The sequence below is a fragment of the Streptomyces lavendulae subsp. lavendulae genome, from assembly GCF_002803845.1.
Lineage (GTDB): Bacteria > Actinomycetota > Actinomycetes > Streptomycetales > Streptomycetaceae > Streptomyces > Streptomyces lavendulae.
This window is the reverse complement of the sequence record NZ_CP024985.1, coordinates 5,749,666-5,762,797: the sequence shown is the minus strand read 5'-3', so window position 1 is coordinate 5,762,797 and position 13,132 is coordinate 5,749,666. Positions and strand designations below refer to the sequence as shown.

The 13,132-nt window shown below is 73.2% G+C and carries 15 protein-coding genes; 8 read left to right on the top strand and 7 right to left on the bottom strand.

Annotation, left to right across the window (positions count from 1 at the left end; all coding sequences use genetic code 11):
* Positions 1-141: 141 nt before the first annotated feature.
* Genes SLAV_RS25660 through SLAV_RS25650 form a run of 3 tightly spaced genes read right to left on the bottom strand, consistent with a single transcriptional unit; the run spans position 142 to position 2,814 of the window.
* A complete protein-coding gene (locus SLAV_RS25660; RefSeq protein ID WP_051841352.1) occupies positions 142-1,725 on the bottom strand; it encodes a serine/threonine-protein kinase in 1,584 nt (527 codons plus the stop codon).
* A 20-nt stretch (positions 1,726-1,745) separates the two neighbouring features.
* Entirely contained in the window at positions 1,746-2,006 is a 261-nt protein-coding gene (locus SLAV_RS25655) for a DUF397 domain-containing protein (protein WP_078950605.1), read from the bottom strand.
* Entirely contained in the window at positions 1,966-2,814 is an 849-nt protein-coding gene (locus tag SLAV_RS25650; protein WP_030238489.1) for a helix-turn-helix domain-containing protein, read from the bottom strand. Before SLAV_RS25650 ends, SLAV_RS25655 begins: the two co-directional genes overlap by 41 nt.
* Before the next feature lie 84 nt (positions 2,815-2,898).
* On the opposite strand from SLAV_RS25650, the gene SLAV_RS25645 reads away from it, so the two are divergent.
* From SLAV_RS25645 to SLAV_RS25635, 3 genes are all read left to right on the top strand, one after another.
* The gene (locus SLAV_RS25645) at positions 2,899-3,309 is read left to right on the top strand and encodes an ATP-binding protein (RefSeq protein ID WP_037688485.1); all 411 of its coding nucleotides are present in this window, start codon (positions 2,899-2,901) and stop codon (positions 3,307-3,309) included.
* Positions 3,310-3,375: 66 nt separating this feature from the next.
* Positions 3,376-5,190: a serine/threonine-protein kinase gene (locus SLAV_RS25640; RefSeq protein ID WP_051841351.1), complete on the top strand. Its 1,815-nt coding sequence runs from the start codon at positions 3,376-3,378 to the stop codon at positions 5,188-5,190.
* A 99-nt stretch (positions 5,191-5,289) separates the two neighbouring features.
* Positions 5,290-5,931, top strand: coding sequence for a class I SAM-dependent methyltransferase (locus SLAV_RS25635; RefSeq protein ID WP_030238481.1), 642 nt, complete (start codon positions 5,290-5,292; stop codon positions 5,929-5,931).
* Here SLAV_RS25635 and SLAV_RS25630 read toward each other — a convergent pair.
* Together SLAV_RS25630 and SLAV_RS25625 are read right to left on the bottom strand one after the other, a co-directional pair.
* Positions 5,928-6,884, bottom strand: coding sequence for an IS481 family transposase (locus SLAV_RS25630; RefSeq protein WP_100660760.1), 957 nt, complete (start codon positions 6,882-6,884; stop codon positions 5,928-5,930). The genes SLAV_RS25635 and SLAV_RS25630 overlap by 4 nt on opposite strands.
* Before the next feature lie 106 nt (positions 6,885-6,990).
* The gene (locus SLAV_RS25625; RefSeq protein ID WP_234333962.1) at positions 6,991-7,863 is read right to left on the bottom strand and encodes a class I SAM-dependent methyltransferase; all 873 of its coding nucleotides are present in this window, start codon (positions 7,861-7,863) and stop codon (positions 6,991-6,993) included.
* A gap of 226 nt (positions 7,864-8,089) precedes the next feature.
* Here SLAV_RS25625 and SLAV_RS25620 point away from each other — a divergent pair, with 226 nt between their 5' ends.
* The 4 genes from SLAV_RS25620 to SLAV_RS25605 all read left to right on the top strand — a co-directional run bounded on the left by SLAV_RS25620 (position 8,090) and on the right by SLAV_RS25605 (position 11,570).
* Entirely contained in the window at positions 8,090-9,082 is a 993-nt protein-coding gene (locus SLAV_RS25620) for an N-acetylmuramoyl-L-alanine amidase (RefSeq protein WP_030241417.1), read from the top strand.
* Positions 9,083-9,241: 159 nt separating this feature from the next.
* Positions 9,242-10,081, top strand: coding sequence for a DUF5336 domain-containing protein (locus SLAV_RS25615; protein WP_030241420.1), 840 nt, complete (start codon positions 9,242-9,244; stop codon positions 10,079-10,081).
* A 128-nt stretch (positions 10,082-10,209) separates the two neighbouring features.
* A complete protein-coding gene (locus SLAV_RS25610; protein ID WP_030241423.1) occupies positions 10,210-11,220 on the top strand; it encodes an LLM class F420-dependent oxidoreductase in 1,011 nt (336 codons plus the stop codon).
* 92 nt (positions 11,221-11,312) lie between these two features.
* A complete protein-coding gene (locus tag SLAV_RS25605; protein ID WP_030241426.1) occupies positions 11,313-11,570 on the top strand; it encodes a peptidoglycan-binding domain-containing protein in 258 nt (85 codons plus the stop codon).
* A 3-nt stretch (positions 11,571-11,573) separates the two neighbouring features.
* Here SLAV_RS25605 and SLAV_RS25600 read toward each other — a convergent pair whose 3' ends face one another.
* Both SLAV_RS25600 and SLAV_RS25595 read right to left on the bottom strand, forming a co-directional pair.
* Positions 11,574-11,954 (bottom strand): hypothetical protein, encoded by a 381-nt coding sequence (locus SLAV_RS25600; RefSeq protein ID WP_158741008.1) that lies wholly within the window; start codon positions 11,952-11,954, stop codon positions 11,574-11,576.
* Positions 11,955-12,036: 82 nt separating this feature from the next.
* Positions 12,037-12,675 (bottom strand): hypothetical protein, encoded by a 639-nt coding sequence (locus SLAV_RS25595; RefSeq protein WP_030241431.1) that lies wholly within the window; start codon positions 12,673-12,675, stop codon positions 12,037-12,039.
* A gap of 112 nt (positions 12,676-12,787) precedes the next feature.
* Here SLAV_RS25595 and SLAV_RS25590 point away from each other — a divergent pair, with 112 nt between their 5' ends.
* Positions 12,788-13,102 (top strand): hypothetical protein, encoded by a 315-nt coding sequence (locus SLAV_RS25590; protein ID WP_030241433.1) that lies wholly within the window; start codon positions 12,788-12,790, stop codon positions 13,100-13,102.
* Positions 13,103-13,132: the final 30 nt, after the last annotated feature.

The following is a 13,132-nucleotide window of genomic DNA, read 5'->3' as shown; positions in this document are numbered from 1 at the left end:
AGCGGTGGCGGTTCGCCGTGGATCACCGCGAGCAGGGCAGGTCGCCCCTGAGCGTCCGGGGCGGGAGACGGCCCCCGGGCCCCGGCGCTGTCCGCCGCGACCGGCCCGGCCGCCCCATCCGGATCCCCGGCGGCGGCCTCGTCACCGGGGGATCGCCTCCATGGCGTTCTTGCCGAACTTCCTGGTGAGGGCCTCGCACCGGCCCGGGGGATAGTCGGCGCCGCTCACCGACACGGACACCACCTGGTTGACGTCCCGCGCGGTCAGGACGCAGTTCTCGCCGGCGCCCCTCCCCTTCTGCCGCCACAGCCCCTCCTCGGCGAAGCCGAGGGAGCCGTCGCGTCGGGTCTCGCCGCGCCGGTAGCCGTCCTCGTACGCGCTCTTCGCCTGCTCGGCGCCGGTCTTCCCGCCGGACCGGGAGACGAAGACCCGCCAGGAGACGAGGACCTCGTCACCGCCACCGGTCCGCCAGACGCAGACGTTGCCCGGGCCCGCCCAACCGCCGTTGTGCTCCGCCAGGCCCTGGCCCGTCGGCTTCCCGAGCACGGCCGGTACGGTCATCCCGGACCAGAGCTGCTCGCAGGTCATCCGCTGCGGCCGGTACTTGTCGGCCACCTGCCCGAGCGGGGTCCCGCCGGGCGTCGGCACGCTCTCCGGCACGGCGGAGCTGTACGCGAGCCAGACGAAGTGCCGCCCGGCGGCGGTCAGTCCGGTGGCGGCGGCCACGACGACCGCGACGACCGCCGCGACCAGGTACGGGTTCCACCGGCGCCGAGCCACGGGCGGCGGATCGACCGGCGGATCGGGATCCGGCGCGGGAACGGGAGGCGGGACCGGTACGGTCACCAGCCCGGCGATCTCCGCCCGCTGCTCGGCGATCAGCCGCAACACCGGCTCGGGCCAGGCCGCCCCCGCCGACGGGACCCGCCCGAGCAGATCGAGCAGTTCCCACGGCGCGGGCCGCGCGGCGGGGTCCTTCGCGAGGCACCGCTCCACGATCCCGCGCAGGGCCGCCGGCACCCCGTCCAGGTCGGGCTCCGCATGCACCACGTCGAGCAGCACCTTGGGCACCGCGCCCCCGCCGCCGAACGGCACCCTCCCGGTGCAGGCCGCGACGAGGGTGGCGCCGAGCGAGAACACGTCGCTGGCCGGGGTGAGTTCCTGCCCCAGGGCCTGCTCCGGCGACATGAACGAGGGCGAGCCGATCAGCATGCCGGTGTGCGTGATGCGGGTCTGGTCCCCGACGGCCCGCACGATGCCGAAGTCGATGACCCGGACGCCGTCCTCGGCGAGCAGCACGTTCGACGGTTTGAGGTCGCGGTGGATCAGGCCGGCCCCGTGGACGTCGGCCAGCGCGTGCGCCAGCCCGACCGCCAGCCGCCGCACCGCGGGCTCCGGCAGTGGCCCGCCGACGTCCAGGGCCCGGCTCAGGGCGGGCCCGGCAACGAAGCGGGAGGCCAGCCAGGGCGTCTCCGCTTCCGGGTCCGCGTCGATCACCGGGGCGGTGTGGGTCCCGGAGACCTTGCCGGAGGCCTCGACCTCACGCCGGAAACGGGCCCGGAACCCTTCGTCCCGGGCGAGCTCGGCGTGCACCTGCTTGACCGCCGCGAACTGCCCGTCGGGCCCCACGGCCAGCAGCACCCGGCCCATCCCGCCCCGCCCGAGCACCCCGACGACCCGGAACGGCCCCACGTGCGTGGGCCCGGCCCCATCCCATGCCTGCATGCGCGCCGGACCCGGTCCTTTCAGAGCCCGCGCACGAACACCGCGAACGCGGAGGGGCTGACGGTGAAGGCGGGGCCTTCGGGGTTCTTGGAATCCCGGACAGCGACGAGACGGGGCTGGGCGGCAATCTCGACGCACTCGCCGCCGGTGTCGCCGCTGTACGAGGACTTACGCCAAGCAGCCGTGCCGAGCGGGGCGCACTCAACACACTGGCCGCCGGTGTCACCGCTGTACGAGGACTTACGCCACTGTGCGCCCGTCAGGTTCTGGCTGGTGTCCATAGCGTTCCTCCATTACGCGGGCGATCCGTGCCGCCGAGTCCTCCACAGAGAGGGCGGCGGCCTGAAGGTGATCGTAACGGAGACAACCCTCCCTGAGAGCTTGCGGATTGGCCGTCATGTGGCCCTGAATGAAGTCCTCCGTATAGGCAATGTCCGGGTCGTCGTCGAACCGCAGGATGTTGAACGACCCCAACTGCCCGGCGTGGGATCCCGCCTCGAACGGCAGGATCTGCACCTTGACCCACTCCCGCCTCCGTAGGGCCAACAAGTGGGCGAGTTGATTCCGCATGACCTCTTCCCCGCCGACCTCTTGATGCAGCACGGTCTCGCTCATCACCACCCACATCAGTGGCGGGTTCTCTCGGTCCAGGATCCGCTGCCGCTCGATTCGGGCGGCCACCTTGGCGTCCAAGCCCTCCTCGGTCCGCACTCCCAGCACCGCCCGCGCGTACCCTTCCGTCTGCAGCAGCCCGTCCACCAGTTGCGCCTGGAAGGACGAGATGTAGGAGGCCTTCGCCTCCATCTCCGCGTACGCCTGGAACCACGTCGGCAGCTGGCTCCTCAACACCAGCCCCACCAGCCGCGAGAACAGCCCGTCCGTCCCCAGCGCCGCGTCGATCCGCTCCGAGAAGTCCCGCGTCGGAACCTTCCGGGCCGTCTCGATCTGCCCGATCAGGGATCCCGTGCAGAAGATGATGCCGCCCAGGTCCTCCTGCGTCAGATCGACCTCCTCGCGCAGGCGGCGCAGTTCGGAGCCGTAGTAGTCCAGCGGCGAGGCGCTGGGGTCGAGATTGCGGATGTTGACCATGAGGCGGTCACCCCCAAGTTCACGCCGTGCGGCGTTCAGTTCGGTCTGTAGCCGAGCGTAACCACACGACTCCAACCTGATGGCATGAATCACGCAACTGGGTACCCCAGCACGGAAATTGGCGGTACCTACCGCATGGGCTTCACCGTCAGTGAGCATTCCGCCGGGCACATGCGGCGGATCCTCCGGTGGTTCCTCGTCCGCTGGGGCCTCGACAAGGTGGCCGACGGCGCCGAGCTCGCGCTGACGGAGCTGGTCGCCAACGTCGTGCGGCACGTGCCCGACCGGGGCTGCTCGGTGCTGATCCAGCGCAGGCCGGGCGGGCTGCGGGTGGAGGTCACCGACAACTGCCCCGCGGCCCCGCGCCTCACGCCGGGCGGCGATCCGCTCGACGAGGGCGGGCGGGGGCTGCGGCTGGTGCAGGCGGTCACCGACCGCTGGGGCGTGCTGCCCCGGTCGGCCGGGAAGACGGTGTGGTTCGAGTGCGACGGGTGACCTCGCCCCGCCCGGAGATAATGCCCCTGCGAGTGGACGATCAAGGGGCGACGGGGGCCGAGGGGCGTGCGGGAGATCATCGAAGGGCGTTACGAGCTCGACGAACTGCTCGGCCGGGGCGGCTTCGGCGAGGTCTGGCGGGCCAAGGACTCCCGGGTGGGCCGCTGGGTCGCGGTGAAGATCGGATATCCGCAGACCCCGGAGGAGACGCGCCGGTTCGAGCGTGAGGCGAGCCTCGCCGGAAACCTGGCGCACCCCAACATCGCCACCATCCACGACTTCGGCCGCACCGAACGGGCCGGGCGCGACGCCGTGTTCCTCGTGATGGAGCTGCTCCAGGGCCGCAGCCTCGCCGAGGTCCTGGAGAGCGGGGTGCCGGACCTGGCGGACGCCCTGGAGTGGGCCGCGCGGATCGCGGACGCGCTCGGGGCCGCCCATGGCGCCGGGATCGTCCACCGGGACGTCAAGCCGGCCAACGTCATGGTCACCGAGAGCGGGGTCGTCAAGGTCCTCGACTTCGGGATCGCCAAGTCCTCCAGCGCCCCCGGGACGGAGCTGACGGCCACCGGGATGATCATCGGTTCCTTCCCGTACATGGCGCCGGAACGCTGGACGGGCGGCGCGAACGGGGTGCCCGTCGACGGGCGGGCCGATCTGTACGCCCTCGGCTGCGTGCTGACGGAGCTGCTGACCGGCCGGCGGCCGTTCCCCGCCCGCGAGATGCACGAGCTGCTCGCGCAGCACCTGACGACCGCGCCGCCCGCGCCCGGTTCGCTGCGCGAGGGGATCCCGGCCGCGCTGGACGCCCTGGTGCTGGCCCTGCTCGCGAAGGACCCGCACGAGCGGCCGGCCGACGCCCGGGAGGTGAGCGGCAGGCTCGCGGAGATCGCCCGGGGCGCCGCCCCGGCCGCCCCTGCCGCGCCTCCCGCCCCGGCCGTCCCCGTCGCGTCCTTCCCGCCCCCGCCCTCGTACTCCCCGACGGTGCACACGGCCGCCGGAGACCCCGTCCGGTCGATGTTCGAGCGGCGGCTGACGCAGGTGCTCGACGACGCCCCGGCCGACCGGGTCGTCCGGCTGGACATGCTGGTCGCCGACCTGACGGAGGAGCTGGGCGCGCAGGACGCGCTGACGGTGCGGGCCTCCTACCACCGGGCGATGACCGTACGCGGGCACTCCCCCACCGATCTGGAGCGCATCCTGCCGCGGATGGTGCGGGTCCTCGGCCTGGAGCACCCCGACACCATCGCGGCGCGGGCCGCGCACGTCGGCGAGGCCGCGGCCTACGGGCCGGGCGACGGCCGCCGCCACGAGGCCGAGCTGCGCGAGATCATCGAGCAGGCGGGCCGGGTACTGGGCGCCGACGACCCCGTCACGCTGTCCGCCCGCTACCACCTGGCCGGGGCGCTCCAGCGCGGTGACGCGGCCCGCGACGGACGGTGGGGCTCCGAGACCGCCGCGCAGGCGCACGCCGAGCGCGGCTGGCTGGCGCCGCTCCTGCCCGACCTGGAGCGGCGGCTGCCCGCCGACAGCCCGGTGCTGCTCGACGTACGGCGGCGGCTGGCGCACGACGCCTGGCTGCTCGGCGACTTCGTCACCGCCGTACCCCTGTACCTGCGGCTGTACCCCGACCTCGCGGCGATGGCGGAGCGGGGCGACGCGGAGACCGCGTACCGGGTGCTGCGCAGCGTCGGTGAGGCGGGGGAGCCGGGGCGTGCGCTCCCCCATCTGAAGGCGCTGCTGCACCGGCTCCACCTGACGGCCGGCAACACCCACTGGCTGACGCGCGAGGTGACGGAGGTCCGCGACGACTTCCGGCGGGCGCTGCGCGAGGACCGGTTCTCGGACCTGGGCGGCGGCCTGTCCCGGCTCTTCGGCCGCTGAGGCGGCTGACGCGACCGAGACGGCCCCGCCCGTAGCGCCCTACCCGCCGGTAAGGCAGCATGGCCCGGCATTCACTCGCAGCTCAGCAGGAGGAACGACATGGCCACCCCCAAGCCGCAGACCCTGGCCGCCTTCGAGGCCGCCAAGGGGTTCATGCCCGTGGGCGAGGGCCTCGCGCTGTACGCGGCGGCCACCGACGCGGCCGGGCTCGGGCTGCCGCTGCTGGAGGTCGGCACGTACTGCGGGCGCTCGACGATCCTGCTGGCCGACGCCGCGCGCGAGGCGGGCGTGCCCGCGCTCACCGTGGACCACCACCGGGGCAGCGAGGAGCAGCAGCCGGGCTGGGAGTACCACGACCCGACGGTGGTGGACCCGGAGGTCGGTCTGATGGACACCCTCCCGGCCTTCCGCCGCACCCTGCACCGGGCGGGGCTGGAGGAGCACGTCATCGCCCTGGTGGGCCGCTCGCCGCAGGTCGCGGCGGCCTGGGGCGGTCCGCTCGGGTTCGTGTTCATCGACGGCGGCCACACCGACGAGCACGCGACGGGCGACTACGAGGGCTGGGTCCCGCACCTGGCGGTGGGCGGGACGCTGGTGATCCACGACGTGTTCCCCGACCCGGCCGACGGCGGGCAGGCCCCGTACCGGATCTACCTGCGGGCGCTGGCCTCGGGGGCCTTCGAGGAGGTGTCCGTCACGGACTCCCTGCGTGTCCTGCGCCGCACCGGCGACGGCATCTAGCTGTATTGACCCGCAGGGTTGTTTACGCGGCTGATGGGCGGGTGTCCGCCCAGGGCGGTGTGGCAGCGGTGGTGGTTGTAGGTGTGGAGGAAGTCTGCCAGGGCTGCTGTCCGCTCGTCGTTTGAGGTGTAGGGCCGCAGGTAGGCCCATTCGTCGAGCAGGGTGCGGTTGAAGCGTTCGACTTTGCCGTTGGTCTGGGGCCGGTAGGCGCGGGTGAGTTTGCCGCTTGCGCCGAGGTGGGCCAGGACGGTCTTCCAGGCCAGGCCCTTGCGGTAGGCCCAGGCGTTGTCGGTCAGGACCCGTTCGATGCGGGTGATGCCGTGGTGGTGGAAGAACGCGGCCGCGCGGGTGAGGAACCCCGCGCAGGTCGCGACCTTCTCGTCGGGGTGGATCTCGCTGTAGGCCAGGCGGGAGTGGTCGTCGACCGCGGAATGGACGTAGTCGAAGCCCATCCCGTTGCGGGTGGCACGGCCGGCCTGCCGGCCCAGGGCCTTGTGGCCGCCGCCGTCGGGGATCCGGCCGAGCTTCTTCACATCGACATGGATCAGCTCGCCGGGCTTCTCGCGTTCGTAGCGGCGGATCAGGGTGCCGGTGGGACGGTCCATGAACGAGAGCCGGTTCAGACCGTGCCGGGTCAGGATTCGGTGGACGGTCGAGGCGGGCAGGCCAAGGACCGGGCCGATCCGGGCGGGGCCCAGCTTGCGGGCCCGCCGCAGGTCGCAGACCCTCGCTTCGACCTCGGCCGAGGTCCGGTGCGGGGTCGTGCGAGGTCGGCTGGAGCGGTCGTGCAACCCGGCCGGGCCGTCGTCCCGCCACCGGCGCACCCACTTGTGTGCGGTGGCCCGAGATATGCCCATCTCGGCGGCCACGTGCGCGACCGGGCGGCCCGAAGCGACCCGCTCGACCAGCAGGCGCCTACCGAAGACGGTCAGCCGGGCATTACGGTGGGACACGAAGACCTCCGTTGTGCAATGGGTTCCTAGACAGCTCCCACCACACCGGAGGTCTTCGTCATGTTCAAGACCCACCGAGTGTCAACAACGCTCGTGATCAATACATCTAGCGGGCGGGGACGCCCGCCCGGGCGAGGACGGACAGGCCGAACGGGCGGAGCGCGTCGGTGCGCTCCCGCCCCGCCGGGTCCATGATCTCGTGCTGCCGGACGTACTCGACCGGGTTCAGCCGGTGCTCGCGCAGGAGGGCGTCCATCTCCTCGACGCCCAGGAACGTCCGCCAGGGCTCGCCCTGTTCGGCCGCCGCCGCCATGACCGCCTCCGCGTACGACTGCCCCGCCTCGTCGCGCAGCCCGGCCGGCAGGAGGTGCTCCACGATGAGTTCGGTTCCGGGCGGGAAGCAGCCGATGGCGGCCAGCGTCTGCCCGACCGCCTCCCGGGTGAGGTACATCGTCACCCCGAGCCAGCTGACCAGGGCGGGCCGGCCCGGGTCGAAGCCGGCCCTCACGAGGTGACCGGCCAGCGCGTGCGCGGGCTCCTGCTCGAAGTCGAAGGGGACCAAGGCCGCGGACGGGGGCACCTCGGTCCCCGTCGCGGCCAGCAGTTCCCGCTTCCACTCCTGGGTGGCGGGCAGGTCGACCTCGAACACCGCGACACGGGCGGCGAGTTCCGACCGGTAGGCGAAGGAGTCCAGCCCGGCGCCGAGGATCACGTACTGGTCCACGCCCCGGTCGGCGAGCTCGGCCAGCCGGTCCTCCGTGTAGCGGTCGCGGGTGACGGCGGTCGTCCGTGCGCCGGCCAGAACGGGATGACCGCCGTAGGACCGGTGGTACCCGAGGAGTTCCTCGGCGTCCTGACCCAGGAAGGTGTGCGCCAGAGTGTCGGCGAAGATCGAGGGGCCGTCGTCGACGAGGAGGTGCGCCGCGCGCGCCGCGGCCGCCATGAGTGCCGTCCGGCTCGGCTGTCCACTGTTTGTCATGCACAGAGACACTACCGGCAATTTTCGAGATAATATCACATATATGTCAATAACGGAAGCGCCCCGGGGTTGTGGTTCGGTAACGAACCGGTCCGGCGGCTCACGGGCCGGTCCGGGAGCGCCCCGGCGGTCCCGGCGGCCTCGGCATACAAAAGGCTGATCGCACCACGCCCCCGGATGGAGCACGGTCCGTACGGGTGCCGGTCGGGCGTTCTAGCATCGCGAGGTGCGCTACGACGACAGCTCCCCGGCCCCCGAGTCCCACGACTCCATCAGCCCCGACCAGCGCTGGTACACGCGCCGCTCCACCCTCGCGGTGGCGGTCGCGGTACTCGCCCCGACCGTCCTCGCGGGCTGGGTCCTGACCCAGACCCTGACCGGGACCGAAGGGCAGCGGCCCGGCCCCGCCCCGCACCCGGCCTCGCACGCGGCGGCGGCCGACGCGAAGTCCAGCGCGTCCCCGGGCGCGCAGGCGGGGGCCTCCGCGTCGGCGTCCGCGTCGGCCTCCGGCCCGGCGGCGGCGCCCGCTCCGGCCAAGGGGCCCCTCACCGGCAAGACGGTCGTGATCGACCCCGGGCACAACACCGGGAACTTCCAGCACACCGACGAGATCGACCGCCAGGTGGACATCGGCACCAACCGCAAGGAATGCGACACCACCGGCACCACCACCAACTCGGGTTACATGGAAGCCGAGTTCAGCATGGACGTGTCCCGGCGGCTGCGCACCATCCTGGAGGGCCGCGGGCTGAAGGTGGTGCTCACGCACGAGGCGGGCACCGCCCGCCCCTGGGGCCCCTGCATCGACGAGCGCGCGCGGATCGGCAACGAGGCCCGCGCCGACGCCGTCGTGTCCGTCCACGCGGACGGGGTCTCCCAGGGCAACCGCGGCTACCACGTCATCCTCCCGGCGAAGGTCAAGGCGGGCGGCGCCGACACCGCGGCGATCGTCGGCCCCTCCCGGCAGCTGGGCGAACGCATCGGCAGCAACTTCTCCCGGACCACCGGCTCGGCCCCCGCCAACTACCTCGGTTCCGGAACCGGATTGGTCGTCCGCGACGATCTCGGCGGTCTCAATCTGTCGACCCGGCCCAAGGTGTTCATCGAATGCGGCAACATGCGTGACAGCAAGGACGCGGCGCAGCTGACGAGTCCGGAGTGGCGGCAGAAGGCGGCACAGGGCATCGCGGACGGCATCGTCGGATTCCTCGGGGGGTAGACCCACGGAGGGAAGTCCCTGACGGGGCGTCCCTCCGCCCCGATCCTCTCGGCCGCGGGAGACTCCGTACGATGGTGCCGCCGCCCCCGCTCCAGCCCCGGTCCACCCACGCGACCGCGGCGCCGCGAGACGACCGAGACCGAGAAGGACATCAGAGACGTGAACATCCGCTCCCTCACACGAGGCGACGGCGTGGTGATCGGAGCAGCGGTGCTGCTGTTCATCGCCTCGCTCCTCGACTTCTACTCCGCCACCAACGTGGACATGCCGAGCGCGTGGGACACGGACTTCTACGGGCTGGCCCTCCCGACGATCTTCCTGACCGGGTTCGTCGCCGCGGGCCTGCTGCTCGGTGCGCGCTTCCAGCCCGAGGGCCGCAAGCTGGGCGGTCTGCCGCTGACCGCCTGGGGCACGGTGCTGGCCGTGGCCGCCGCCTGGAACTCCCTGTGGTCGCTGATCACCACCCCGAGCCGGGTCGACCTGGGGGCCGGCTGCATCATCGCCTTCCTGGCCACGCTGGCCCTGGCGGGCGTGTCCGTCGCCGGTTCGAAGGTCCCCGCGCTCGCGGGGCCGCTCGTCCCGGAGGCCAGGCCCGTCGCCCCCGCGCCCTACGGCGGCCACCCGCAGCAGCCGGGCAGCGGGTACGGCTACCCGGGCGGCCCGCAGCAGCAGAGCCCGTACGGGTCCACCCCGCAGCCCGTCCCGCCCTACGGCGGCGGCCCCGCGGCGCCCGCGCCCGGCCCGCAGGACGCGGGGCAGCAGCCGCCGGCGCAGCAGCAGCCGCAGCCGGCCGCGGCGTCGTTCGCGCCGTTCTGGTTCGCGGTGCCGGAGGCCCGTCCGCTCTTCGGCGAGGACGGCTCCCCCGCCCCGATCGCGGAGCTCGCGCCGGGCACCTGGTACCTGGCCGTCGACCAGCGGGGCCCGTCGTCCCTGATCGCCCAGACCCAGGACGGCCGCCGCGGCGTCCTGAACGACACCTCGAACATCCAGCGGGGCTGACCCCGCCCGGCCGAAGGCCCCCGCCCCCACGGGCGGGGGCCTTCGGGCTTCCCGGCGGGGGCCGCGTGCCCTACAGTCACCTGACGTAGCGTCAGATACGGGCGACGGCTTCTCGGAGGGGACCCCCCATGCGCCTCGGACTCGCACTCGGCTACTGGGGCCGCGGGCCCAGCCCGGCCCACCTCGACCTCGCCACCGAGGCGGAACGCCTCGGCTACGACTCGGTGTGGACCGCCGAGGCCTGGGGCTCCGACGCCTTCACCCCCCTCACCTGGATCGCCGCGCACACCTCGCGGATCCGCCTCGGCACCGCCATCGTCCAGATGGCCGCCCGCACCCCCACCGCCACCGCCATGCACGCCCTCACCCTCGACCACCTCTCCGGCGGCCGGATGATGCTGGGCCTGGGCCTGTCCGGACCGCAGGTGGTGGAGGGCTGGTACGGGCGCCCCTTCCCCGCGAGCCCGCTCACCGCGACCCGGGAGTACGTCGACGTCGTCCGGCAGGTGCTGCGCCGCGAGGCCCCCGTCGCCCTCGACGGCCGCTTCCACCGCCACCCGTACCGCGGCGAGGACGGCACCGGCCTCGGCAAACCCCTCAAGCCCATCACCCACCCGCTGCGCGCGGACCTGCCGCTGCTGCTGGGGGCGGAGGGGCCGAAGAACATCGCCCAGACCACCCGGATCGCGGACGGCTGGCTGCCCCTGTACTGGTCACCCATCCGCACCGACGCCTACCGGGCCTCGCTGACCGACCTGCCCGAGGGGTTCATGATCGCCCCGATGGCCCGCGCCGCGGTCTGCGAGGACGTCGCCGCCGGGCTGCTCCCCGTCAAAGCGATGCTCGGCTTCTACATCGGGGGCATGGGCCACGCCGCCCGCAACTTCCACGCCGACCTCATGGCCCGCATGGGCTACGAGGAGGAGGCCCGCCGCATCCAGGAGCTGTTCCTCGCGGGGCGGCGCGAGGAGGCGGTGCTCGCCGTCCCGGACGCCTTCGCCGACGAGATCTCGCTGGTCGGCCCGCGCGAACGGATCGCGGAACGGCTGGAACTGTGGCGCAAGGGACCCGTCACCGACCTCCTGGTGACCGCCCCCGACCCGCACACCCTGCGGGTGCTGGCGGAGCTGAACTCCTAGGGCGGCGTCGCCGACCCCGGCATCCCCGACGTCGGCTACGGCTACCCCAACCCCGGCCGGTCGGTCGGTCGGTCCAGTGCGTCCAGTTCTTCGTGAACGCCTACACCAACCTGCACCTCCTGAAGGACGGCAAGTTCGGCCCCCAGACCGAGCTCGGCGTCAGGAAGCTCCAGGAGCTCTCCCACCGCACCTGGGCCACCCGTGAGCTGCAGATCGACGGCGTCTTCGGCCAGGACACCGGCCAGGTCGTGCTCGAACACGTCAAGCGCAACCCCTGGACCACCGGCGACTTCACGAAGGCCACCCGCTGCGGCCACTCCGTGCCCTCGCACACCGTCGTCCTCGACTGACCCCTACCGCGGCAGCGCGTCCAGCAGTTCGCGCAGGTCCAGCGCCATCACCGCGATCTCCACGTCCGGGCCGCCGTCCGCGGCGGCGCAGGCCACGATCCGCGAGCCGGGGTTGATGGAGAGCCCCTCCCGTACGGAAGGCGCCCGGACGGCGGCGGCGCGGGCGCCGGCCAGCGGGACGGCCGGGCCCCGGGCGGGCTCCCAGCGGGGGCCCGCCCCGTCCGCGTGCACCCGGCCGGGCCGCCAGCGGCCCTCGCCCGCGGGGCGGCGGGCCATGCAGGGGATCCCGGCGGGCGGGCCGGCCGCCTGCCTCTGGCGGTGCTTGCGGCGCAGCAGCAGGCCCGCGGCGGCGGCCACGAGGCCGAACATCAGGAACTCGATCACACCGCCCATTGAAACAGGCCACCACGGCCGGAACCCGCCCACCGGAGTCCGGTGGGCGGGTGCCCGGTCGCCTGCGGAGCGGCTATCCGCCCAGCTGGGAGAGGCTCGGGACCTGGTCGGTCACCGTGGCGCCCGCGCTCTGGCCCGCCGACTTCACCCCGTTGATGACGTCCTGGAAGGAGCTGATGTCCGCATCGCCGGCCTGGCCCTTGCGGAGCTTTCCGGCAAGCCCCTTGAGGGACTCGATGCCCGCCGTCAGCGGCACCATGGCCTTCGACAGCAGCGGGTCGCCCTTGGCGTTGTCGGACGCCGCCTTGAGCCGGTTGTAGGCGAAGGCACCGGCGAGACCCGCCTTGATCAGCGCGAAGGTACGGCCCTTGGCGCCCTTCTTGAACTTGCCCGCCTGGTACGGCTTGATGATCCATTGGTACGTCGCACCGGCCGCCAGACCGGCATTGGCCACGAAGCGGGTCTTCGCGAACTTCTGCCGCTCGGCGGAGGTACTGGGCGAGGGGGTGGCCGCGGCCAGTTCGTCCTGCTCGGCGGCCGCCGGTTCGGCGGCCACGAGGACGGCCAGCTCCGTGGCGGCGGCCGCGGAGATCTCCTCCCCCCGGGCCTGGTCGCTGCCGCCGCCGCAGGCGGTGGCACCGGCCAGCAGCGCGGTGGACAGGACCACCGCGGTGACGGCTCGGCGGAATCGGACGGGCGTGGGTACGCGCACGGTTGCCTCCGGGGACTGAGGTGTCCCCCGCAGCCTCACCCCGCCCCGGCCGCCGCACCACTCGGGCGGCCCGTTCGGGTTTGGCCGGCGCCCGCGCGGCAACACGCGGGGCATGTCCCCATACACCCGAGCACACGCCCGCTCGACCGCCCGAGGCGGCCATCCGGTGGCCAGGGCGATCGTCCTGGTGGCGGACGCCGCCGCCCTGCTGATCCTGCTGTGGATCGCGCTGTGGCTGCTGGACGCCAACCAGGGCAACACCCTGGTCTCCTTCGTCCACGACGCCGCCGACTGGCTCGCGGGCTGGTCCTACGACCTGTTCACCTTCGACCGCGCCTGGGTGCAGGTGGTCGTCGGCTACGGGCTGGCCGCACTCGTCTACGGATGCGTCGGCCACGCCGTGGCCGGCCGCCTCGCCCGGCGCTGACCCGCACGCCCGCCCCGGACCGCCGTCTCG